This is a genomic window from Phyllobacterium myrsinacearum, from assembly GCF_014138285.1.
GTDB classification, from domain to species: Bacteria; Pseudomonadota; Alphaproteobacteria; order Rhizobiales; family Rhizobiaceae; genus Phyllobacterium; species Phyllobacterium myrsinacearum_A.
Map to the genome: position 1 here is coordinate 16,492 of NZ_JACGXN010000008.1, position 21,812 is coordinate 38,303.

Annotated in this window: 20 protein-coding genes; 7 read left to right on the forward strand and 13 right to left on the reverse strand. The window is 57.8% G+C overall.

The features are described from left to right. Nucleotides 1-10 precede the first annotated feature (10 nt). The 6 genes from FHW16_RS20385 to FHW16_RS20410 all read right to left on the reverse strand — a co-directional run bounded on the left by FHW16_RS20385 (nucleotide 11) and on the right by FHW16_RS20410 (nucleotide 5,826). The gene (locus tag FHW16_RS20385) at nucleotides 11-799 is read right to left on the reverse strand and encodes an ABC transporter permease (protein ID WP_182551133.1); all 789 of its coding nucleotides are present in this window, start codon (nucleotides 797-799) and stop codon (nucleotides 11-13) included. Beyond that, a complete protein-coding gene (locus FHW16_RS20390; RefSeq protein ID WP_182551134.1) occupies nucleotides 796-1,647 on the reverse strand; it encodes an ABC transporter permease in 852 nt (283 codons plus the stop codon). The genes FHW16_RS20385 and FHW16_RS20390 overlap by 4 nt, the downstream gene beginning before the upstream one ends. Before the next feature lie 31 nt (nucleotides 1,648-1,678). Further along, complete coding sequence (locus tag FHW16_RS20395) at nucleotides 1,679-2,755, reverse strand: ABC transporter substrate-binding protein (protein ID WP_182551135.1); 1,077 nt, start codon at nucleotides 2,753-2,755, stop codon at nucleotides 1,679-1,681. Between the two features lies 1 nt (nucleotide 2,756). Then, nucleotides 2,757-3,635, reverse strand: a complete 879-nt coding sequence (locus tag FHW16_RS20400) for an ABC transporter ATP-binding protein (RefSeq protein ID WP_182551136.1) — start codon at nucleotides 3,633-3,635, stop codon at nucleotides 2,757-2,759. A 28-nt stretch (nucleotides 3,636-3,663) separates the two neighbouring features. Then, nucleotides 3,664-5,019, reverse strand: a complete 1,356-nt coding sequence (locus FHW16_RS20405) for an LLM class flavin-dependent oxidoreductase (RefSeq protein ID WP_182551137.1) — start codon at nucleotides 5,017-5,019, stop codon at nucleotides 3,664-3,666. A gap of 357 nt (nucleotides 5,020-5,376) precedes the next feature. Continuing rightward, a complete protein-coding gene (locus FHW16_RS20410; RefSeq protein ID WP_182551138.1) occupies nucleotides 5,377-5,826 on the reverse strand; it encodes a GatB/YqeY domain-containing protein in 450 nt (149 codons plus the stop codon). Between the two features lie 286 nt (nucleotides 5,827-6,112). On the opposite strand from FHW16_RS20410, the gene carA reads away from it, so the two are divergent. Next, nucleotides 6,113-7,342: a glutamine-hydrolyzing carbamoyl-phosphate synthase small subunit gene (carA, locus tag FHW16_RS20415; RefSeq protein ID WP_182551139.1), complete on the forward strand. Its 1,230-nt coding sequence runs from the start codon at nucleotides 6,113-6,115 to the stop codon at nucleotides 7,340-7,342. Here carA and FHW16_RS20420 read toward each other — a convergent pair whose 3' ends face one another. Then, complete coding sequence (locus FHW16_RS20420; protein WP_182551140.1) at nucleotides 7,343-8,263, reverse strand: aldo/keto reductase; 921 nt, start codon at nucleotides 8,261-8,263, stop codon at nucleotides 7,343-7,345. Between the two features lie 161 nt (nucleotides 8,264-8,424). Between FHW16_RS20420 and FHW16_RS20425 the strand changes: the two genes are divergently transcribed. Together FHW16_RS20425 and FHW16_RS20430 are read left to right on the forward strand one after the other, a co-directional pair. Beyond that, a complete protein-coding gene (locus FHW16_RS20425; RefSeq protein WP_182551141.1) occupies nucleotides 8,425-8,898 on the forward strand; it encodes a DUF1348 family protein in 474 nt (157 codons plus the stop codon). Nucleotides 8,899-8,901: 3 nt separating this feature from the next. Next, the gene (locus FHW16_RS20430) at nucleotides 8,902-9,456 is read left to right on the forward strand and encodes a TetR/AcrR family transcriptional regulator (RefSeq protein WP_182551142.1); all 555 of its coding nucleotides are present in this window, start codon (nucleotides 8,902-8,904) and stop codon (nucleotides 9,454-9,456) included. Here FHW16_RS20430 and FHW16_RS20435 read toward each other — a convergent pair. Both FHW16_RS20435 and FHW16_RS20440 read right to left on the reverse strand, forming a co-directional pair. Continuing rightward, complete coding sequence (locus FHW16_RS20435) at nucleotides 9,451-10,722, reverse strand: TCR/Tet family MFS transporter (protein WP_182551143.1); 1,272 nt, start codon at nucleotides 10,720-10,722, stop codon at nucleotides 9,451-9,453. The genes FHW16_RS20430 and FHW16_RS20435 overlap by 6 nt on opposite strands. 381 nt (nucleotides 10,723-11,103) lie before the next feature. After that, on the reverse strand, nucleotides 11,104-11,568 hold the full coding sequence (locus FHW16_RS20440) for an Lrp/AsnC family transcriptional regulator (protein ID WP_182551144.1): 465 nt from the start codon (nucleotides 11,566-11,568) through the stop codon (nucleotides 11,104-11,106). Between the two features lie 146 nt (nucleotides 11,569-11,714). Between FHW16_RS20440 and FHW16_RS20445 the strand changes: the two genes are divergently transcribed. Next, nucleotides 11,715-12,437 carry an aspartate/glutamate racemase family protein gene (locus FHW16_RS20445; protein ID WP_182551145.1) on the forward strand — a complete coding sequence of 241 codons (723 nt, stop codon included), beginning with the start codon at nucleotides 11,715-11,717 and terminating at the stop codon, nucleotides 12,435-12,437. Between the two features lie 78 nt (nucleotides 12,438-12,515). On the opposite strand, the gene ypfJ is transcribed toward FHW16_RS20445, so the two are convergent. Next, nucleotides 12,516-13,460: a KPN_02809 family neutral zinc metallopeptidase gene (gene ypfJ / locus FHW16_RS20450; protein WP_182551146.1), complete on the reverse strand. Its 945-nt coding sequence runs from the start codon at nucleotides 13,458-13,460 to the stop codon at nucleotides 12,516-12,518. Nucleotides 13,461-13,829: 369 nt separating this feature from the next. Between ypfJ and carB the strand changes: the two genes are divergently transcribed. Then, entirely contained in the window at nucleotides 13,830-17,312 is a 3,483-nt protein-coding gene (gene carB / locus FHW16_RS20455) for a carbamoyl-phosphate synthase large subunit (protein ID WP_182551147.1), read from the forward strand. A gap of 51 nt (nucleotides 17,313-17,363) precedes the next feature. Here the strand turns inward: carB and FHW16_RS20460 are convergent, their stop codons facing one another. Continuing rightward, nucleotides 17,364-17,741 (reverse strand): DUF1801 domain-containing protein, encoded by a 378-nt coding sequence (locus tag FHW16_RS20460; protein ID WP_182551148.1) that lies wholly within the window; start codon nucleotides 17,739-17,741, stop codon nucleotides 17,364-17,366. A 35-nt stretch (nucleotides 17,742-17,776) separates the two neighbouring features. Next, nucleotides 17,777-18,124 carry an ArsR/SmtB family transcription factor gene (locus FHW16_RS20465; RefSeq protein ID WP_182551149.1) on the reverse strand — a complete coding sequence of 116 codons (348 nt, stop codon included), beginning with the start codon at nucleotides 18,122-18,124 and terminating at the stop codon, nucleotides 17,777-17,779. Between the two features lie 220 nt (nucleotides 18,125-18,344). Here FHW16_RS20465 and FHW16_RS20470 point away from each other — a divergent pair, with 220 nt between their 5' ends. Further along, on the forward strand, nucleotides 18,345-19,220 hold the full coding sequence (locus FHW16_RS20470) for an NAD(P)H-binding protein (protein ID WP_182551150.1): 876 nt from the start codon (nucleotides 18,345-18,347) through the stop codon (nucleotides 19,218-19,220). A gap of 208 nt (nucleotides 19,221-19,428) precedes the next feature. On the opposite strand, the gene FHW16_RS20475 is transcribed toward FHW16_RS20470, so the two are convergent. Continuing rightward, complete coding sequence (locus FHW16_RS20475) at nucleotides 19,429-21,213, reverse strand: ABC transporter ATP-binding protein/permease (RefSeq protein ID WP_182551151.1); 1,785 nt, start codon at nucleotides 21,211-21,213, stop codon at nucleotides 19,429-19,431. Nucleotides 21,214-21,547: 334 nt separating this feature from the next. Here FHW16_RS20475 and FHW16_RS20480 point away from each other — a divergent pair, with 334 nt between their 5' ends. Next, a complete protein-coding gene (locus FHW16_RS20480; protein ID WP_027233379.1) occupies nucleotides 21,548-21,760 on the forward strand; it encodes a cold-shock protein in 213 nt (70 codons plus the stop codon). Nucleotides 21,761-21,812: the final 52 nt, after the last annotated feature.

Genomic DNA, 21,812 nt, shown 5'->3' on the forward strand with positions numbered 1-21,812 from the left:
AAGCAAAAATTCAGTGCGCAGTGACGCGCCAACGCAGAAGGTAGGCCTCACCGGCAGCGGCAAGCCGGTTCAAGAGAAAGCCGACCAGCCCAAGGATGATCACGCCAACCATGACAAGAGCCATATCAAACCGTTCGCGGCCAGCAATGATCAATCCACCCACACCGGGCCCAACAGCAAGAAAATACTCGGCGCCAACGGTCGCCAGCCAGGAGTATATCAGGCCAAGATGAACACCGGTAGCGATGGATGGCATGGCTGCAGGCAAGAAGATGCGGGTGACGCGCTGCACGTTCGTGAATTTCAGCGCGTGGCCGACCTCGATCAGATCACGCGGAACATTGCGCATTCCTTCATAGGTATTCAGGACAACCGGGATGAAGGCGGCAATAGCGACAAAGACAATCTTGGCCTGTTCGCCAAACCCGAACCAGATGGAAATCAGTGGTATCCATGCCAGCAGGGATATCTGCTTGAATCCGTTGAAAGTCGGGGTGACGAGAGCATCGGCCGCCCGTGACAATGCCAAAAGGGTCGCAAACACAATGCCGATCGCCGAGCCAATGACAAACCCGGCGATGTTACGCAACAGGCTGGCCGTCAGTTCACCAAACAGATTGTTATCGACGAGTTCCCGTTTTGCGGTCAGGAAAACATCTTCCAGAGAGGGAAGAAAACGGGCATCCACCAAGCCGGTGCGGCTCGACACTTCCCAGAAGATCAGCAGCAGCACGGGCAAGGTCAATCCTCGCCTGATCTTTACGGCTCTCGGCGTTTGCAAGGCGGACAAAACGGTCATGCCTCACCCTCGCTTCTCTTCCAGCGCTGGAAATAGGTCTCGGCGACATCAAGTCCCTTGTCCATGAGAAAGCCGACAATGCCGATAACGATCATCGCGACGATAACCACATCGAGCCAGAACATCTGGCGTCCCCAGACGAGCAGGTAGCCAAGCCCTTCCGACGATGCGAGCAGTTCCACCCCGACCAGCGCGGTCCAGGAATGCGTCAGGCCATATCGCACGCCGGTAAAGATCGAGGGAGCGGCACCCGGCAGAACGATCAGCCGCAATGTCTGCAGGCGGCTGAACCGCAAGGCACGGCCGACTTCGACATAATTTGCGGGAACAGAGCGGATGCCGGCCGCAGTATTCATTGTCATCGGCACAAGCGCACCCTTGGCGATAACAATGATCTTCAGCGTCTCGCCGATGCCGAAAATCAGCATCAGCAGCGGGATCCAGCCCAGTGTCGGAATCTGCGCAAAGGCCAGAAAGATCGGCCGTACGTAGTCATCGACTGTCCGCGACAGACCCATCGCTACACCCAGCGACAATCCGGCAATCGCCCCGAACATAAATCCGTAGACCACCCGCCGCAGGCTCATCCCCGCATGGTAGAAAATCTCGCCGGAGGCGATCATTTCCACCGCGGTGGCATAGACATAGGCGGGGGATGGCAGGATCTGTTCGGGCAGCCAGCCGCGGCTTGACGCCAACCACCAGGTGAACACCAGCATCACCGGCAGGATGAGACCAATGACGGCACGCCGCACAACGCGCCGGTTCCTCAGACGTTTCCATCCCGCAGTGTTATCGATGCCCTTGGCACCAGCTGCGCCAATGACCGTGTCTGTAAAGCTGCTCATGCTATGGTCTGCCACCCAACAGTACGCCCTGTCAGGAACCGGCCGGCTTGCCATCGGCACCATAGGCTTGCCAGAAGTTCTGCAGTCCGAGTTTTTCAAGCGAAGCCTTCAGATATTTCGGTTCGAACCATCCGTCGGTGCTCACCTCGCGGCGGATCAATCCGAACTCCTTCGCCTTGACGCCCTGCTCCTCATACTGTGAGACTAGGAGATTATCGATCAGCGGCGAGTTGCGATATGCCAGTGTGTCATTGCTGAAATAGTCTTCGAGAATGGGGATCGGTGTGCCCGATTTATGCCACAGCTCGAAAAGTGCGGCACGGTTCGGCTCGTCAGATGACCATTGCGCTGCTTTGACAAACGCATCGACAACGCGCTGTGTGATCTCAGGGTGTTTTTCGATGAAATCCTCGCGGGCAATGATGCCGGCATTGCGGCCATAGCGCGGGTCCTGCCCCTTGGTCGTATAGATGATCTTTGCATTGCCTTTGGCCGCGAGATTGATCAGCTGCGTATCACCGAAGGCGGCGTCAATGTCCTGACTGGTCAGTGCGGCGACAGTACCGGCGCTGTCCAGATTGATGACCTGAATATCCTTCTCGGTCAGGCCGTTGGCCTCCAGAATCTTGATCGCCGAGAGATGGCCGTTGGTGCCGCGCTGATAGGCGACCTTCTTGCCTTTCAGATCCGCAACAGACTTGATGTCTGCATCCTTGGCCACGGCGAGATAAAGCGGCTTGCGCGCGCCGCTTGCCAGAAGATACTTGGTCTTCAATCCATTGGCCCGGCCGATCAGTGCCGGCAGATCGCCCTGATAGGCGAAGTCGAGCTGGTCATTACTGAACCCTTCATTGACGGCGGGACCGGCGCCCTTGAAGAAGAACCATTCGATCTTCACGTCGGGATCGTTGGCGAACTCCTTTTCAAGATACTCGCCGGCCCGCGCCGTCGCCGCCGACGTACCCTCGGCATAGGGCCGGTTGTCGACGCCGATGGCCGCATAGCCGACATGGATGGTCAATGGTTCGGCAGCAAGCGCAGGCGCTGCCAGAAGGGAAACAGTAAAGAGGGCGAGAGCCGCCCGCCGGGTAATCGTCGAGAATGTCATCTCATATCTCCGTTGTCGAAAAGGCCGGCTGCGCTAGTTTTGCGCGATGTGCGGCATGAATGTGATTGGCGGTTGCGACAGGGCGTTTTGCTGCGACGGGCCGGGTTGCGAGCTTTGGTGTCTCGCCGTTGGTGCTGTTGAGAATATCGAGCACCTCATTGCGGATAGCCGCGAGTTCGGCAGACGTGCGCTCGCGCGGATGGGGTAATCCCACCGGCACGATCTGCTTGATCCGGCCCGGCCGCGGCGACATGACGACCACCCGGTCGCCCAGATAGACTGCCTCGTCGACGTCATGCGTCACCAGCACCATGGTGATTTTCTCGGTTGCCCATATGTCCTGCAGCTCGCCCTGCAGCCTTGCCTTGGTAATGGCATCAAGCGCCCCGAAAGGCTCATCCAGGAACAGCACATCCGGCCGATTGACCAGACCGCGCGCGATACCCGCACGCTGCGCCATACCGCCGGAAAGCTGATGCGGATAGGCCTTTTCAAAGCCCGACAAGCCAACGAGAGCGATCTGCTCGCTCACCAGCTGGCGCTTTTCCGCTTTGGAAAACGCCGCATTCTCCAGTCCGAGAGCAACGTTGCGCTCAACAGTCAGCCACGGGAAAAGTCTTGGCTCCTGAAAGACGATACCCCGGTCGAGGCTGGGGCCGTCAACGCTTTTGCCGTCATGCTCAATGATACCATCATGCTCGACATCGAGACCGGCGCCGAGGCGAAGCAGGGTCGACTTGCCACAGCCGCTCGCCCCAACGATGGTCACGAACTCGCCTGCCTTGATATCAAGACTGACATCGTCAAGCGCCGTCAGCGTGGTGCCGTTGACATTGAAACGCCGGCTGACATTGCGGATTCTCAGATGAACAGGGGTCATGATGCCACCTCTTTCCCGGTAGGATGTTTCATTCAGCTGCAACTGCGGTGCGCGACGGATGCTGCGGCTCGCGCAGACCGAGATGGCTGCGCAATGTGCGGCCGGCATATTCCGTGCGGAACAGGCCGCGGCGGCGCAGCTCCGGTACGATATGTTCGACGAAATCCGTAAGGCCAACCGGCAGATGCGGCGGCATGACGTTGAACCCATCCGCTGCACCGGTGATGAACCACTCTTCCATCTGGTCGACAATCTGTTCGGGTGTTCCGACAATTTGCCAATGACCGCGTGCCCCCGCCACGCGCAGATACAGCTGGCGGATTGTCAGGTTTTCACGGCGCGCCAGCTCAAGCAGCAGTTTCTGCCTGCTCTTGCTGCCATTGGTTTCCGTGACGTCCGGGATCGGACCATCCAGTGGATATGCCGACAGATCGACATCGCCAGCCATGCCACTGAGCAGTGACAAACCCACAGCCGGATGAATGAGTTCCTGTATCTGTTCGAATTTCTCCCGCGCCTCCGACTCCGTCTTGCCGATGACAGGGAAAATACCGGGCATGATCTTCAGATCGTCAACCGAACGGCCAAAACGGGCAAGCCTGCCTTTGACGTCACTATAGAACGCACGCGCGTCCTCGATCGTCTGGTGCGCCGTAAATATGACTTCAGCCGTGCGGGCGGCGAGATCCCTGCCCGGCTCCGACGATCCCGCCTGCACGACAACGGGATGCCCCTGCGGCGCCCGCGAGACATTGAGCGGGCCGCGAACCTTGAAGTGCTTGCCGCGATGATTGAGCAAATGCTGCTTGTCCGGGTCGTAGAAGATGCCGCTTTCCTTATCACGCAGAAACGCATCCTGTTCCCAGGTGTCCCATAAACCCCGCACGACATCAGCGAATTCCTCGGCGCGCTCGTAGCGCTCGGCATGGGCAACATGGTGATCCCGGTTGAAATTCTGCGCTTCATCTTCACTCGCCGATGTCACAAGATTCCAGCCCGCACGCCCGCCGCTGATATGATCGAGCGAGGCAAATTTTCGGGCAATGTGGTAGGGCTCATTGTAGGTGGTGGAAGCCGTGGCAACGAAGCCGACCCGCTCGGTCAGGGCGGCGAGTGCGGAGAGGAGTGTGAGCGGCTCGAACTGCGCGACATACCGGACTGCGGTGCGGCTCAGCGCTTCCGTGTCCCTGCCGCGTGTACCGACACCATCCGCCATGAAGATCAGGTCGAACTTGGCCGCTTCGACGATCCGCGCCAGCGCCGCATAGTGCGCGAAATTCGACCCGGCATCGGCTTGCGCCTGCGGGTGCCGCCAGGCAGCGATATGGTGGCCTGTCGGATATAGAAAGGCGCCCAAACTCAATTGGTCTTTCCGTCTGGTCATAGGTGCTTCCAGCATCAAGAGTGAAGTTGGGAGCCTAACCTTCGCGTTTTAATCACGACAGAAATGGTATTCTTTAAATGGAGGGGTTTCGGGTTTATTGGTCCGCGCGGTGCCGATCTTGTAAAAACCGGAAAGCGAAGTCCGCGAGCGTTGTCCGCTCAGCTATCCCGTGAAATCGGAAAGAAATTAAGCCACTACCAACGACACATCGCTGGACTGGTGAAACTGTGCCGCCCGAGGTGAACTGCACCCGCAACAACCTGGCCCGGCAATCCGGATTTTCGGCACATGGCCATATACACGAAGGCTCGAATCGTTACCGATCCGAGCCTCCACATTTCAATCATGTCCGAGACGCTACTGAAGGATTTCCTTCACAATGCCGCTGGCCTTGGTGAAATCCATCTGGCCGGCATATTTTTCCTTCAGCGCATTCATGCACTTGCCCATATCACGCAAGCCGCCTGCACCGATTTCATCGATGACTTGCGAGCAGGCCTGACGGATGTCTTCCTCACCCAGCTGTTTGGGCAGAAAACCGCGAATAATCTCGATCTCGCTGCGCTCCTGCTCGGCAAGTTCAAGCCGGTTGCCTTCCTCGTAAAGCTTCGCAGATTCCTCGCGCTGCTTGATCATCTTGGCAAGAATCGCGCTGATTTCATCGCTCGTGACCGGGTCCTTGCCCGATCCGCGATTGAGAATATCCCGATCCTGAATAGCGGCCATGATCAGGCGCAGCGTGGAAACGCGGCGCTTGTCCTGTGCCTTGACGGCGGTTGTCAGTGCCCCGGCGATGGTATCGCGCATGGCTTTACTCTCCTGTTGTCCGCACAGCCTACCGGTGGGTCCGAGCGAAATCAATCATCGTGGCGGTATCGGTTCGGCACCGATTTCCACGAAGAGTTGTCGTGTCGCAATTGACCGGAAGCGCGGTTTTCTTTAAGGTCCGTGACCTAGCCAGACATTTTGGGTTGTTGCAGCGGTGGTAAGGTCAATCGACCACCGCGTTCAGCCATGTCATATGGAATACCGAACGGCATTTTTCAATGCCCAATCAACAACGACGACGCAAGCCCACGCTCAGGAGTGCCGCATGACAACCACAGACGCAGGTGCAAAAACCGCAGCCTGGACAGAATTCAAGCCGACAGCGGTTCTGGTTCTGGCCGATGGAACAGTGATCGAGGGCAAGGGACTGGGTGCAACCGGCGCCTGCGAGGCGGAAGTCTGCTTCAACACGGCGTTGACGGGCTACGAGGAAATCCTCACCGATCCTTCCTATGCGGGCCAGATCGTTACCTTCACATTTCCCCATATCGGCAATGTCGGCACCAACAAGGAAGACATCGAAGACCTGACCCCGGCCAACCGCGCCGGTGCCGTCGGCGCCATCTTCAAGGCCGATATCACCGCGCCATCGAGCTACCGCGCTGCCGAGCATCTGGACGATTGGCTGAAGGCCCGCGGCGTGATTGCCCTTGCCGGTGTCGATACCCGTGCGCTCACCGTTCTCATCCGCGAAAAGGGCATGCCCAATGGCGTCATCGCCCACGATCCGGACGGCAACTTCGACATCCCTGCCCTGACGAAACGCGCTGCCGCCTGGCACGGCCTGCTCGACCTTGATCTTGCCAAGGACGTCACGTCGGGCCAGAGCTCGGTCTGGACCGAGAAGCCATGGGTCTGGAATGAAGGCTTCGACCAGCAGGCCGCGCCGGAATTTCACGTGGTTGCCATCGATTACGGCATCAAGCGCAACATCCTGCGTCTCATTGCCGGGCTTGGTGCCAAAGTCACCATCGTCCCCGCAACGGCGACGGCGGAAGACGTGCTCGCCTACAAACCCGACGGCATTTTCCTGTCGAACGGCCCCGGCGATCCGGCTGCCACAGGCAAATATGCGGTTCCAGCCATTCAGGAGCTGATCAAGACCGACATTCCCGTGTTCGGCATCTGCCTTGGCCACCAGATGCTGGCCCTGGCGCTCGGCGGCGATACCAAGAAGATGCATCAGGGCCACCACGGCGCCAACCATCCGGTACGCGACGACACGACCGGCAAGGTTGAAATCGTCTCGATGAACCATGGTTTTGCGGTCGACGCGGATTCACTGCCCGATGGCGTGGAAGAAACCCACGTGTCGCTGTTCGACGGCAGCAATTGCGGTCTGCGCGTCACCGGCAAGTCGATCTTCTCGGTACAGCATCACCCGGAAGCATCGCCCGGCCCGCAGGACTCCCACTACCTGTTCCGCCGGTTCGCCAATCTGATCCGCGCGCGTCAGGGACTTGAGCTCCTGCCCGAGCGCGATCAGGCTGCCTGATCAGGCCACATCCTGGCCGGTGCTGGCTTTCAGGATTGCAAACCACTGCTGGCGCTCGAGTTTGATATCGAGCGCCGATACCATTTTCGCCAGACGCTCCCGCTTCAAACTGCCCAGAACGGGGATCAGCCTTGCCGGATGGCGCAGCAGCCAGGCAATGGCAATCGCCGAGATATCGTCAACACCGAGCTCATCGCCCACCGTCTGCAACGCGGCACGCACGCGCTGTTCCTGCTCGCCCGTGCCGGTAAACAGGCTACCGCCGCCAAGCGGTGACCAGATCATCGGCGCATAGCGCAGCCGCTGAGCATGATCGAGACTGCCATCGTCAAGCGGCGCGGTGGAGGTAACCGACATCTCGATCTGGTTTGTTACCACAGGGAATGGCAGGCGCGAGGCCAGCAAATCGATCTGTGACGGCGTGAAATTCGACACGCCGATGGCGCGCACCTTTCCGGTCTTCACGACATCCTGCAATCCGGCGGCAGTTTCATCCGCATCCATCAGCGGATCGGGACGATGCAGCAGCAACACATCGATATAGTCGGTCTTGAGGTTCTGCAGCGAGCGGTCTACGGACGTTTTGATATGCGCAGCGCTGGTATCGTAATGCTTCACCCTGTTGTCAGGGCGCTGGCTCGACGTCAGCATGATATCGCATTTGGTGATCAGCTCAATGGATTGACGCTTGCCGCTCCAGCCGGCAAGACCCGCGCCGAAAGCGGCCTCGACGCCATAATTGCCGTAAATGTCCGCATGATCGAAACTGGTCAGGCCAAGCGCGATCGCCTCGTCAATCAAGCGCGCCACCTCCGCTGCCGACGGTTTTGCACCCTGATCAAGCAGCCGCCACACACCCAGCACCAGCCGGGACAGCGACAAACCTTCGGAATTGAGCGGAATACGGTTTTGGGCAGACATGGGGAAACCTCATTTCGGCAGGTGGGACATGCTGCATAGCGCAAAGGGCCAGCCAATCAAAGGTGGCGTTTGCAAATCCGCGATCATCGTTGACAATGATAGTCGCCAATTGTACCTATTGATACAAACTTTACCAATCAGTACAATTCACGGAGATGATCATGCCGGAACAACGCCCGCCGCTTCCTCCCTTCACCCGCGAAACTGCGATTCAGAAGGTCCGTGCGGCCGAAGATGGCTGGAACGGCCGCAACCCCGAACGGGTCGCGCTCGCCTATACCGTGGACAGCTACTGGCGCAACCGGGCCGAATTCGTTCAAGGTCGTGATGCCATTGCCGCATTTCTCACGCGCAAATGGAACCGCGAGCTCGATTATCGCCTGATCAAGGAGTTGTGGGCCTTCACCGACAACCGCATCGCCGTGCGGTTTGCCTATGAATACCATGATGATTCCGGCAACTGGTTCCGCGCCTATGGCAACGAGAACTGGGAGTTTGACGAGAACGGCCTGATGCGCACGCGGTTTGCCTGCATCAACGATCTGCCGATCAAGGAATCCGAGCGGAAGTTTTTCTGGGACCGTTCCGCTCCCCGCCCGGCTGACCATCCGGGTCTGACAGAACTCGGCCTCTGAGCCATGGCCAAAACCATCGCCGAACGCGCCGACATCATACCTGTCCTTGCCGAGATCTTTCGCGAATATGGGTTTGAGGGCGCAAGCCTTGCAGTCGTCGGCAACAGGACCGGCCTTGGCCGCGGCAGCCTTTACCACTTCTTTCCCGGCGGCAAGGAAGAGATGGCAACGGCGGTACTGCTCCATATCGATACGTGGTTTGAAGACCGCATCTACCGCCCACTGCGCGAGTCGGATGATCCGACCGCAGCCATCAGTGCGATGTGTCGGGCCGTGTCGGATTATTTCCATTCAGGATGCCGCGTCTGTGTCGTGGGTGCCTTTGCCCTCGACAATGTTCGCGATCGCTTTGCCGGGGCCATCCTCGACTATTTTGCAGACTGGAAACACGCGCTTGCCACGGCCTTGCAGAAGACCGGGCGCATGCCGGATCACGCTATCGACCTCGCGGAAGAAGCGGTGGCCAACATTCAGGGCGCTTTGGTTCTTGCCCGCGCGCTGGATGATCCTGCCGTGTTCGAACGGGCCATGCAGCGGATTGAAAAGCGTCTGTTATGAGGCTTCGCTGGAGACCAGTGCGCCCGGTTCCAGCGGTTCGTGCGCGGGATTAGCCGGTTTTTCCACCCTGAGGACAAAGACGGCGACTGCAATCACCACGAAAATTCCGCCGAGCACATAGGGCGCGCCGCCGAAGGTGACTGATGCGGCAGGCGCGGTGAACATCGCAAAAATCTGCGTGAAGATCAGCGGGCCGATGACATTGGTGATGCTGAAAAGACTGGTCATCGCGCCCTGCAATTCGCCCTGTTCTGAGGGCGGAACCTTGGCGGCGGCAATGCTGCGCATGGCCGGATCGGCCACGCTCTCCAGACAGGTCGCGACAATGACCGCATAGACCATCCAGCCCTGCCACGCGGCGGCATAGCCAAAGAAACCCAGCGCCGTGAAAACCAGCCCGATCACCGCCGTCCGCCACTCCCCGAACCGGGCAACGACCCGCGGCAGGATGAAAATCATGACGAGCGCGCCGCCCATGCCGAAAACACCGAGCGACAGGCCGATATCCCGCTGGTTCCAGTCATAGCGATAGGCGCTGACGAACGACCACACCGATGGATAAGCCATATGCCCGAGTGTCAGCATGAAGAAGACAAGGCCGATCCAGAGAATGCCCTTGTGGCCGCGCATCTGCTTCAGGGCGCCCAGAGGATTCGCGCGCTTCCAGTCAAATGCCCTGCGGTTCCTGATCTCCAGCGTTTCCGGCAGCAAAAAATAGGCGACGACAAAATTCAGAAACGCGATCAATGCTGCGCCGAAGAACGGTACACGCGGGCCAAGCTCGCCCAGCAGTCCCCCGATGATCGGTCCGAGGATAAAGCCCACGCCGAACGCAATCCCGAGAAGGCCAAAATTCTTGGCACGGTTCTCGTCCGTGCTGACATCGGCAATATAGGCTGACGCCGTGGAAAAGCTCGCCCCACTGATGCCAGCCAGCACACGGCCGACGAACAGCATGCCAAAACTTGTTGCCAGCGCGCAGATGAGATTGTCGATCGCGAAGGTGAACACCGAGGCTAGCAGCACAGGGCGACGGCCAAACCGGTCGCTCAGATTGCCGATCAGCGGCGCAAAGACGAACTGCATGGCGGCATAGACAAACAGCAGCCACCCACCGTCTATCGCCGCGTGACTGACATCCGATCCCGTCAGCTGTTCGAGATAAGCGGGCATGACAGGCACGATGATCGCAATACCGATGACATCAAGAAGAAGCATGACAAAGACAAGGGTCAGCCCACGCTTGGCAAGTACGGGATCAATCATCGGACACGCACCTTTGGCCTTCCGGAACAAAATTGATCCGGGAAATGCTCATAGTCGAATTCTGCAAGCGAACAATACGTGAACATAATCAGAAAACCGGGGGAAATGCATCAGAATATCGGGCGAGAGCCAAGACATACTGACATATACTGCCAAAGAGAGGTCGCAACCGAACATGGCTTATTGAATACATTTCACTTTTGTACGTTCACCCCCCTCTGCCCTGTCGGGCATCTCCCCCGCAAGGGGGGAGAACAGCCTTCACTCCCGTTTCAGCTCACCTTCAAGGGTGAAAGTTGAGCACGGTCATAGATGGCGATGTGATCTCCCCCCTTGCGGGGGAGATGCCCGACAGGGCAGAGGGGGGTGAAAGTACAAACACTACTTCGCATAATGCGTTGGCAGGGCGGTAGTCGCTTTCAGCGTCTCCATTGAAACCGAGGCGGATATGTCAAAAAACTCGACCTTTTCCACCAGCGCTTTGTAGATGCCGTCATAGGCTTCGACGCGGGGTAAAACGAGCTTCAGGATATAGTCGATGGTGCCGGTCATCCGGTGCACCTCGACGATTTCAGGGATATCGATAATGGCTGCGCGAAACTGTTCCAGCCAATCGGCGGAATGGCGCGCAGTGCGGACAATGACGAACATCGTCGTTGGCAAGCCCATCGCCGGCCGGTCGAGAAGAACAACCCGCCGGGCAATATACCCCTCTTCCTCCAGACGCTGGATACGCCGGGAACAGGCCGAGATGGATAAACTGACCCGGTCGGCGAGATCCGACACGGCTGTCGACGAATCTTCTTGCAGCAAATCCAGGATTTTACGGTCACGATCATCGAGCATATCAATTCCCACGCAATATTTCGGCGTTGTGTCATAATCATACGCCATTTTTTTGCGTACAGGCAGATTTAATTCACAAACTTTGCGAACCTTTCGCGCGCAATTCAAACTATTATTCCCGCAATCACATCAATGGGAGAATAAAAATGCGCACGATTGGGCTGATTGGCGGAATGAGCTGGGAAAGCACTGCCGTTTATTACCGGCAGATCAACGAAGCCGTCCGTGCCCGCTTGGGTGGCCTCGCCTCCGCCAAGGTCGCAATGCAGTCACTGGATTTCTCCGAAGTCGTCGCCCTGCAGAAAAGCAACCGCTGGGAAGATGCTGCTGCGCTGTTGTCTGACGCAGCCAAGCGCCTTGAATCAGCCGGTGCCGACTGTGTTCTCATCTGCACCAACACCATGCACCTTGTGGCTGACGACGTTGCCAAGTCGGTCACCATTCCACTGATCGACATCCGCCAGGAGACCGGCCGCGTCCTCACCGCAGCCGGCATGAAGCGCCCTCTGCTGCTGGCGACACGCTACTCCATGGAACACGGCTTCTACGCCGATTACATGCGCGATGAATTCGGCATCGAGGTGATCGTTCCCAACGAAATCGACCGTGCCAAGGTGCATTCGGTAATCTTTGACGAACTCTGCTGCGGCATTGTCAAAGAAGATTCCCGCCAGGCGCTGGAAAAGATCATCGTGCGCGGCAAGGAAGCCGGTGCCGATTGCGTCATTCTCGGCTGCACGGAAATCTGCCTTTCGATCACGGATAACAATGTCGCGCTTCCGGTGTTTGATTCAACCACGATCCACTCCGATGCCGCCGTATCAATGGCACTTGGACGGGATTTTATGGATCGGCAGACCGCCATTTAACGGCGGCTGATGTTGAGATTGCATGTGCGTGGTGAGCTTAGCTAACCACGCACAATTTATCGTGCAGCGCGCGTCTTATCAGATGGCGCCGCTGAACGTATCGCAGCTGTCGAGCTTGCCGCTGTCAAAACCGCGCTTGAACCATGAACTGCGCTGGGCCGAGGTGCCGTGGTTGAAGCTTTCCGGAACCACATAACCCTGCATCTTGCGCTGCAAGGTGTCGTCGCCGATCTGCTTGGCAGCATTCAAGGCTTCTTCCAGATCACCAGCCTCCAGAATACCCTTCTGCTGGGTGAAATGTCCCCAGATACCGGCAAAACAGTCCGCCTGCAGCTCGACCCGTACAGACATGGCATTGGCATCGGCTTCGCTCATGTTCTGGCGCATCTGGTTGAACTTCGGCAGGACGCCGATCAGGTTCTGCACGTGGTGGCCCACTTCATGCGCCAGCACATAGGCCTGGGCGAAATCACCTGAAGCTCCAAACTTTTTATCCAACTCGTCATAGAAGCTCAGATCGATGTAGAGCTTCCTGTCGCCCGGGCAATAGAATGGTCCGGAAGCCGCACTGGCAAAACCGCAGGCAGAACGCACCTGCCCGTTAAACAGAACCATTGTGGGCGGCGGATATTGTTTGCCTTCAGACTGGAAAATGCCGCTCCAGACGTCCTCAGTCTCCGCCAGAACAGTCTTGACGAACTGGGTCATCTGGTCGTTGGACTGGGCCGTCGGACGGGAAGCCGGCGACTGTGGCTGGCTTTGGCCCGTCGACGATTGATCCATCATGCCGCCATCCACGAGAATCTGCATCGGATCAATATTGGTGCAGAACTTCAGAAACAGGAAAATGGCTGCAAGAATGAGGATGCCCGATATGCCGCCGCCGCGAACGGATTGCATGCCGCCGCCGCTGGGAAAACGAAAACCGCCGCCATTGCCCATACCGCCGGGAATGCCGCCATCGTCACCTTCGGTGCGGCGGTCTTCAACGTTGTCACTTTGTCTACCGCCTTGCCAGCGCATTACCCACCTCCAAATGAACCATCAGCCAAGCCGATGATATGCTGCACTTCAACAGTATAGTCCCTTATTTGTTCCATGCACGATGCTATTTTCAACTGGTGGCTGCAATGGATTCACGATCAATTTTCATGACTGAATAATGCAGAGTCATCCGGTTGTTTCAGATCAGGATAAGCACAAAGAGTTGCCTCATTCCTTGTCCACACCAAACTGCGGCGAAAAAGCATGGATTTGCGCGTTTTTGGGGTTACGCAATGCGATCGCTTTGCCTATAAGGCAGCCTTAGCCTCGCATTTTGAATTCAAGTACCTGCCCGTACGGTAAAACCGTGCGGTTTTTTGTGCAGACCGCTATGACAAGGAACCGAACATGCCAAAACGCACCGACATCAAATCTATTCTGATCATCGGCGCAGGACCGATCATCATCGGTCAGGCATGTGAATTCGATTACTCCGGCACACAGGCCTGCAAGGCTTTGAAGGAGGAAGGCTACCGCGTCATCCTCGTCAATTCCAACCCGGCCACGATCATGACCGACCCGGAACTGGCCGATGCCACCTATATCGAGCCGATCACCCCGGAAGTTGTTGCCAAGATCATCGCCAAGGAGCGCCCTGACGCCCTGCTGCCAACCATGGGTGGCCAGACTGCGCTGAATACCGCCTTGTCGCTGCGCCGCATGGGTGTTCTCGAACGCTACAATGTCGAAATGATCGGTGCCAACGCCGAAGCCATCGACAAGGCCGAGGACCGCGCGCTTTTCCGCGAAGCCATGGCCAAGATCGGTCTGGAAACACCCAAGTCCATGCTGGCCAACGCGACCGAGGTGAAGGATCTCGACCGCCGGCTGCACAAGGAACAGCGCGAAGTTGTCAAAGCCAAATATTCGGGCGATGAACTGGATGCAGCACTCGACAAGCTGGAAACCGAATGGCAGCTCGGCGAAGGGGACCGCAAGCAGCGCTATGTTTCTCACGCACTCGGCATGGCCGGCGCGGCATTGGATCATGTCGGCCTGCCCGCCATTATCCGCCCGTCCTTCACCATGGGCGGCACCGGCGGCGGCATTGCCTACAACCGCACCGAATTCTACGAGATCATCGGCAGCGGTCTCGACGCGTCACCGACCACCGAAGTGCTGATCGAAGAATCGGTTCTCGGCTGGAAGGAATATGAGATGGAAGTCGTTCGCGACAAGGCGGACAACTGCATCATCATCTGCTCCATCGAAAACATCGACCCGATGGGTGTCCATACCGGCGACTCGATCACCGTGGCGCCTGCCTTGACCCTGACGGACAAGGAATACCAGATCATGCGCAACGCCTCGATTGCGGTGCTGCGCGAGATCGGCGTCGAGACCGGCGGTTCGAACGTGCAGTTCGCCGTCAATCCGGAAAATGGCCGTCTGATCGTCATCGAAATGAACCCGCGCGTGTCGCGCTCGTCGGCGCTGGCTTCCAAGGCGACTGGTTTTCCCATCGCCAAGATCGCCGCCAAGCTTGCCGTCGGCTACACGCTGGACGAACTCGAAAACGACATCACCGGCGGCGCGACCCCGGCTTCGTTCGAGCCATCCATCGATTACGTCGTCACCAAGATCCCGCGTTTTGCCTTCGAGAAATTCCCCGGCGCCGAACCAACCCTGACCACGGCGATGAAATCCGTCGGCGAGGTCATGGCCATCGGCCGTACATTCAAGGAATCGCTGCAGAAAGCCCTGCGTGGCCTTGAAACCGGCCTCACCGGTCTTGATGAAATCGCCATTCCCGGCCTTGGCGAAGGCAGCGACAACAATGCCATCCGCGCCGCCATCGGCACGCCGACACCGGACCGCCTGCGCATGGTGGCACAAGCCCTGCGCCTTGGCCTTTCCGTAGAGGAAGTCCACGAAGGCTGCAAAATCGATCCATGGTTCCTCGAACAGATGGCGGAAATCATCGCCACCGAAGAACGCGTACGCGAACACGGTCTGCCCCAGGACGCACAGAACCTGCGTATGCTGAAGGGTATGGGCTTCTCCGATGCCCGCCTTGCCAGCCTGGCCAAGATCGAGCCCAACGACGTATTCAAACTGCGCAAGAAGCTGGACGTGCACCCGGTCTTCAAGCGCATCGATACCTGCGCGGCCGAATTCGCGTCGCCGACCGCCTACATGTATTCGACCTATGAAGTGCCGTTCGCCGGTGCCCTCGCTTCGGAAGCGCAGGTTTCGGACCGTAAGAAGGTCGTCATTCTTGGCGGCGGTCCCAACCGTATCGGTCAGGGTATCGAGTTCGATTATTGCTGCTGCCATGCGGCCTTTGCCCTGCGTGATGCTGGCTATGAAGCCATCATGATCAACTGCAATCCGGAGACCGTTTCGACGGACTACGACACGTCGGATCGTCTGTATTTCGAACCGCTCACGGCTGAAGATGTACTGGAGATCCTGCGCGTCGAGCAGACGGCCGGAACATTGCACGGCGTCATCGTCCAGTTTGGCGGCCAGACACCGTTGAAACTTGCAGAGGCGCTGGAAAAAGCCGGTATACCGATCCTCGGCACCTCGCCGGATGCCATCGATCTGGCGGAAGATCGTGACCGCTTCCAGAAGCTGCTGATCAAGCTCGACCTGACCCAGCCGAAGAACGGCATCGCCTATTCGGTCGAACAGGCGCGTACCATTGCCGGTGAACTCGGGTTCCCCCTGGTTGTGCGCCCGTCCTACGTACTCGGCGGTCGCGCCATGCAGATCATCCATGATGAGCGCGCGCTTCAGAGCTACCTGCTCGACACGGTTCCTGAACTCGTGCCGGAAGATATCAAGCAGAAATATCCGAACGACAAGACGGGGCAAATCAACACATTGCTTGGCAAGAACCCGCTGCTGTTCGATCGCTACCTGAGTGAAGCCATCGAAGTCGATGTGGATTGCCTCTGCGACGGCAAGAACACCTGGGTTTCCGGCATCATGGAGCACATCGAGGAAGCCGGTATTCACTCCGGCGACAGCGCCTGCTCGCTGCCGGTTCATTCGCTTTCGGCTGACATCGTTGCCGAACTCGAGGCGGAAACCGCCGCGCTGGCAAAATCGCTCAACGTCGTTGGCCTGATGAACGTGCAATATGCCATCAAGGACGGCACGATCTATGTACTCGAAGTCAACCCGCGCGCCTCGCGTACGGTGCCCTTCGTCGCCAAGACCATCGGCAAGCCGATTGCCAAGATCGCAGCCCGCATCATGGCGGGTGAAACGCTGGATGAAGCGCTGGCCAACTATGGCGGCAAACCATCCAGCACCGCTCGCAAGCACATCGCTGTCAAGGAAGCCGTCTTCCCGTTCGCCCGGTTCCCCGGCGTCGACATCCTGCTTGGACCGGAAATGCGCTCGACCGGCGAAGTCATGGGCCTTGACTACGACTACGCGCTGGCTTTTGCCAAGGCGCAGCTCGGTGCCGGTGTCGATCTTCCGCGTGACGGCACCCTGTTTGTCTCCGTGCGCGACGAGGACAAGCAGCGTATTCTTGCACCGGTCAAGCGGCTGGCGGACCTTGGTTTCAAGGTTCTGGCAACCGGCGGCACGGCGCGTTTCCTCGCGGAAAACGGCGTTGCCGCCCAGAAGATCAACAAGGTTCAGGAAGGCCGTCCACATGTCGAGGATGCCATCCGCAACCGGCAGGTGCAGCTGGTGTTCAACACCACTGATAGCGCCAAGGCGATCTCGGACTCGAAGTCGCTGCGCCGGGCTACGCTGATGCAGAAGGTGCCTTACTACACGACCCTGTCGGGTGCCGATGCCGTGGCGGAAGCCATCGCAGCGCTGAAGGCAGGTTCGCTCGAAGTGCGTCCGCTGCAGGATTATTTCTAAAAAAGGATCCGGTCGCGACCTATGTCGCGACCGGATTTTCCTTCGCGGGGTTCAGCTGGGCTTGGGTTCCTTTGTCGGATCGCCCTTTTCATGATTGAGCGCTACGCCAGCCTCAACAAGCTTGCGCACAACGGTCGACCTCAATTCACCCGGCCCCTGGAGTTTCAGCGAGGCCATCAGGAAACTGCCGCTCTCCTGCAGTTTCGGTTGAATTGATTTCATCTCTGCGCCGCGCCACAGGGCAAAGGCCACGTGCGTCTTGTGCGCTTTGAAGAGACATACAGGCCCGTTCGACTCATAAACCGGATGACCCCATTTGAAGGTTTCCGTGATCCCGTCAACACTCAATATGTCCCGCCGCAGCGCAACCGCGGCCTCTGCCTGCCAGCCGCCAAGCTCCGCAATATAATCATCAACCGTCTTGGCCATTCCCGCTCCCTTTTGTTGTGTGGAAAATTGATAGGTCAGCTGGGTGTCCCGCCGGGATCACCTTTCTGCAGAGCCTGCAGGTAGTCCTCCAGCCGATCAAGACTCTCGTCCCAGAAACGCCGGTAATGGTCGAGCCAGTCGGATACTTCGCGCAACGGTCCCGCTTCCAGACGGCAGGGCCGCCACTGGGCTTCACGACCGCGCGCTATCAATCCTGCCCGTTCGAGCACCTTCAGATGTTTGGAAACTGCCGGCATGCTCATGGCGAATGGTTCGGCCAGTTCGGTGACGGATGTTTCGCCTTCGGCAAGACGCGCCAGAATAGCCCGCCGCGTTGGATCGGCAAGCGCAGATAGAATGCCGCTGAGACGGTCAGGCGTCATATTTATTACATTACCTCAGGGTTAAATAACCAAATAGTTTAGTACTGCAAACCCTAGGGGATTGTCAAGATTCGCCTTCCCCATGCTAGCGGCATCAAAGACGGGAAACCAGACCCGTCGGGCGTTGGACAAAATGACCTTTGCTCGACGATTGACCTCAACTTAAGTTGAGGTTTTATAACCCCCACTCCTAACGGAATCGATCTACCCAGGAGCAATCATGTTGAGCGATATCGAAAGACTTACGGACGCACAGTTTCTCAAGCTGTTTCAGGCAAAGCGGTTTCTTGTGACCGGGGCGACGGGCAATGTCGGCCGGCACATTGTCAATGAGCTGCTTGAAAATGGCTATCTCGTCCGGGCGCTGACCCGCGACGCGAAGAGTGCCGACCTGCCTTCCGGCGTTGAAGTGGTTGAGGGCGATCTGACAAGGCCCGAAACATTCGAACGGGCGCTTGCCGGTGTCACGGGTATCCACCTCATCACTATTGGCGGCGATGATTACACCCCCCTCGAAAACGGCAGGGACATTGTGCAACTGGCGCGCTGGGAAGGCGTGCAGCGCATCTGCGTGCTCAGCGATGGCCGGACTGGCAGCGTCGAGGCCGCGGTCAGGGCGAGCGATCTGGATTGGACGATTCTGCAACCGGTTGATCTCATGTCCAACACGCTTGGCTGGATCAAGAGCATCAAATCGGCCAGTATCGTACGCGAACCCTATGGAAGCATGGCGAGGACCCTCATTCACGAGGCTGACGTGGCGGCGGTTTCTGCAAGGATTCTGAGCAATGGCGGGCACGCTCGCAAGACACTCAAACTGACGGGTTCCGAAGTCCTGACCATACCGGACAAGATCCGGGCGATCAGCGCGGCCACGGGCAAACCCATACGCTATGTCGAGGTCAGCGAGGAGCACACGCGGCAGTCCATGCGCGAGCTCGGTATTGGCGAAGATGTCATCGACTACGTGGTGGCCTGGAACAGCAATCCGCCACTGGAGGGACGCGCCGTCAACGGAAGTGTTCAGCAGGTCATCGGACGCCCGCCCCGCAGCTTCCACCATTGGGTAAAGGAGCATGCACCGCTGTTCATGTGAGGTGAATGCGGGGGCTGCAGGGGAAGTGGTGCGTGGTTCGACAAACTCACCATGAGGGAGAGTGAGGACTTCAGGGAGCTATATTCTGCAAGAATGTTCAAGCTGCAATATTTCCGGTTGGCCTTACAGCCTCACTCTCCCTCATAGTGAGCTTGTCGAACCACGAACCAGGCACCACACGGCATACATGCTCCCGGTAACAAAATACCTAAACGCCAGTCAGGCCTTCGTCTTCCATCCCGTGTCCGCTGGGATCACTGACAAAATGCAGCACCTTGGAGAAAACATGATCGGTTTTGTCCTCGCGCCCGATATGCACTACCGTTGATTTGGCGAGCTTGTCGCGCAGTACACCCATGACCCGGTGATGGGCGTCGGCCTCCATGGCATCCAGGGATTCGTCGATCACCACCCAACTCGGCTTGTGCAGCATCAGGCGGGCAAAGGCCAATGACTGCTGTTCGTCATCGCTGAGCTCCCGATCCCAGCGGGCGCGGAAGTCGAGCATGGTCTTGAGACGATAGAGGCCCAGTTCATCGAGGGCGGAGACCAGTTCCTCGTCAGGAAAAGCATCCTTGCCGAGCGGATAGGACATGACTTCCCGCAGGCTCCCCGGGGGAAAATAGGGAGACCGCGGCATATAGAGAATGGATGTGTCCTTCGGCAGGGCGATATTGCCGGCACCCCATGGCCAGAGACCGGCAATCGCGCGGAAAAGCAGCGTTCTGTCGATGCCGGGCTCGCTGGTGATCAACACCCGCTCACCCGCTTTGACGACAGCTTTCTTCTCCTTCAGACGCACAGTTGCCAGCGGCGCTGTGATCTTCAGCGAGTCGAAAACAAGCTGGTTCGTTTCCGATTCCGAAAATTTGATCCGCTGCTCGACGCTGTTCAGGCTATCCATCGACTGAACCGCCTGCCGAAACGAGGTAACGCGCAAAAGGGTGGCGCGCCAGTCGGCAATCGCACTGAAATTATCGACAAACCATTTGAGCGAGGCCTGCAGCTGATTGAATGCACCGACGGCGATGATCAACCCGCCAAAGGACAGGTTCCCGGTAAAATAAACAGGCGCGGCCACCAGATAAGCCGCGATGCTCGTGAACCAGCCGTAGCCCGAGGTAACCCACACCAACTGCGTCCAGGCCGAAACCAGCTTGCGGATGGCAGCCAGCAAGGCATCGACATCCACACCCAACCTGGCCTTTTCGTCCTGTTCTCCGCGATAGAGCGAAATCGCGTCGATGTGCTCGTTCACGCGCATCAGTGAAAACCGCAGATCGGACTCGCGTTGATAGCGGTCAGCGTTGAGTTTGATCAACTTGCGTCCGACGAACCAGCTGATGGCTGATGCAGAACCGGCATAGAGGAATGCTGCCCACACCATGTAGCCAGGAATGGAAAAATTGTAGCCATAGACATTGAAGACGAAGCCGCTGGACAAGCCCCAGAGCACGCCGATGAAACTCGCCACAAGAATGGATGCCTGCAACAGGCCAATTCCGAGATCCGTTGACATTTCAGCGAGATGGCGCGCGTCCTCATGCAGACGCTGATCTGGATTGACGCCAATCGGCCCTGAATTGGAAAGCTTGAAAGCCCGGCGCGGGACCAGCCATTCGCCGATCAGATCTCGGGTCAGGCCCTCGCGCAGTTTCATGCGGGTCATCTGGTTGAACCAGGCTTGCGCCACAGCCAGAAGCAAAAGCGCACTTGCAATCCCCAGAAAGATCAGCAGTTCGTTGAGAAAGGCCGTGAAATCGCGATGAGAAAGCGCATCAAGGAAGCGGCCATTCCATGCATTGAGACGAACCTGACCGGCAGACGTAATAATGATGATGGCGAAGAGGCTGAGCAGCAGCAATATGACCCGGTTGCGGACGGGCGAGATCCAGTAGATATCGATGATAACGCGGAGCTGAGAAAGAAGCCCCACCTGGACTTCGCCGGCAACGGCGATGGCGGACGTCTTGCTCTGTTTGTCTTCCGCCATGAGCTACCTCTGTGGACGACCGTGATTCGGCATGTCCACTTTATCATTGTTGGTTCATTTACATCGGATAAAGCAGTGGATTTCACCAAGGCAAGTAAGGCTCAATTTCGCTTAATCAAGGGCGCAGGCAAGACGCTGGCAAGGAGCCGATTTGAATCCGGCTTGTTTCAGCTCTGATTCTGTCTTATGTATCCCGCATCGATTTATCGGTCGAGTGACTTTGCGACCCGCGTAACCCGTTGCGCTTCCTGATGAACTCCATTGCATAGGTTCGATTCCCCTTGGGCAGCATAGCTGTATGTTGCCTGTGTTTTATATCTGAAAGGAATTTCCCATGGCTACGGGAACAGTGAAATGGTTCAACAGCACTAAGGGCTATGGTTTCATCCAGCCTGACACCGGCGGTGCAGACGTATTCGTACACATCTCCGCTGTTGAGCGCGCAGGACTGCGCGGCCTCAATGACGGTCAGAAGGTCAACTACGAAATCGTACAGGATCGTCGTTCGGGCAAGTCGTCCGCTGACAACCTCAGCGTTGCTGGCTAACAGCCGCAAGCGAAAATCTTCGGATTTTCCAGCGCACACATTTGAAAAGGCG

What these genes read in the sequence shown, in the direction of transcription:
- carA (WP_182551139.1), top strand. Translation starts at nt 6,113, where the DNA reads ATGACAACCACAGACGCAGGTGCAAAAACCGCAGCCTGGACAGAATTC.
- FHW16_RS20410 (WP_182551138.1), bottom strand. Translation starts at nt 5,826, where the DNA reads ATGCGCGATACCATCGCCGGGGCACTGACAACCGCCGTCAAGGCACAG.
- FHW16_RS20465 (WP_182551149.1), bottom strand. Translation starts at nt 18,124, where the DNA reads ATGACGCCTGACCGTCTCAGCGGCATTCTATCTGCGCTTGCCGATCCA.
- FHW16_RS20420 (WP_182551140.1), bottom strand. Translation starts at nt 8,263, where the DNA reads ATGTCTGCCCAAAACCGTATTCCGCTCAATTCCGAAGGTTTGTCGCTG.
- FHW16_RS20470 (WP_182551150.1), top strand. Translation starts at nt 18,345, where the DNA reads ATGTTGAGCGATATCGAAAGACTTACGGACGCACAGTTTCTCAAGCTG.
- FHW16_RS20390 (WP_182551134.1), bottom strand. Translation starts at nt 1,647, where the DNA reads ATGAGCAGCTTTACAGACACGGTCATTGGCGCAGCTGGTGCCAAGGGC.
- FHW16_RS20435 (WP_182551143.1), bottom strand. Translation starts at nt 10,722, where the DNA reads ATGATTGATCCCGTACTTGCCAAGCGTGGGCTGACCCTTGTCTTTGTC.
- FHW16_RS20395 (WP_182551135.1), bottom strand. Translation starts at nt 2,755, where the DNA reads ATGACATTCTCGACGATTACCCGGCGGGCGGCTCTCGCCCTCTTTACT.
- FHW16_RS20475 (WP_182551151.1), bottom strand. Translation starts at nt 21,213, where the DNA reads ATGGCGGAAGACAAACAGAGCAAGACGTCCGCCATCGCCGTTGCCGGC.
- FHW16_RS20460 (WP_182551148.1), bottom strand. Translation starts at nt 17,741, where the DNA reads ATGGCCAAGACGGTTGATGATTATATTGCGGAGCTTGGCGGCTGGCAG.
- carB (WP_182551147.1), top strand. Translation starts at nt 13,830, where the DNA reads ATGCCAAAACGCACCGACATCAAATCTATTCTGATCATCGGCGCAGGA.
- FHW16_RS20445 (WP_182551145.1), top strand. Translation starts at nt 11,715, where the DNA reads ATGCGCACGATTGGGCTGATTGGCGGAATGAGCTGGGAAAGCACTGCC.
- ypfJ (WP_182551146.1), bottom strand. Translation starts at nt 13,460, where the DNA reads ATGCGCTGGCAAGGCGGTAGACAAAGTGACAACGTTGAAGACCGCCGC.
- FHW16_RS20425 (WP_182551141.1), top strand. Translation starts at nt 8,425, where the DNA reads ATGCCGGAACAACGCCCGCCGCTTCCTCCCTTCACCCGCGAAACTGCG.
- FHW16_RS20400 (WP_182551136.1), bottom strand. Translation starts at nt 3,635, where the DNA reads ATGACCCCTGTTCATCTGAGAATCCGCAATGTCAGCCGGCGTTTCAAT.
- FHW16_RS20440 (WP_182551144.1), bottom strand. Translation starts at nt 11,568, where the DNA reads ATGCTCGATGATCGTGACCGTAAAATCCTGGATTTGCTGCAAGAAGAT.
- FHW16_RS20385 (WP_182551133.1), bottom strand. Translation starts at nt 799, where the DNA reads ATGACCGTTTTGTCCGCCTTGCAAACGCCGAGAGCCGTAAAGATCAGG.
- FHW16_RS20405 (WP_182551137.1), bottom strand. Translation starts at nt 5,019, where the DNA reads ATGACCAGACGGAAAGACCAATTGAGTTTGGGCGCCTTTCTATATCCG.
- FHW16_RS20430 (WP_182551142.1), top strand. Translation starts at nt 8,902, where the DNA reads ATGGCCAAAACCATCGCCGAACGCGCCGACATCATACCTGTCCTTGCC.
- FHW16_RS20480 (WP_027233379.1), top strand. Translation starts at nt 21,548, where the DNA reads ATGGCTACGGGAACAGTGAAATGGTTCAACAGCACTAAGGGCTATGGT.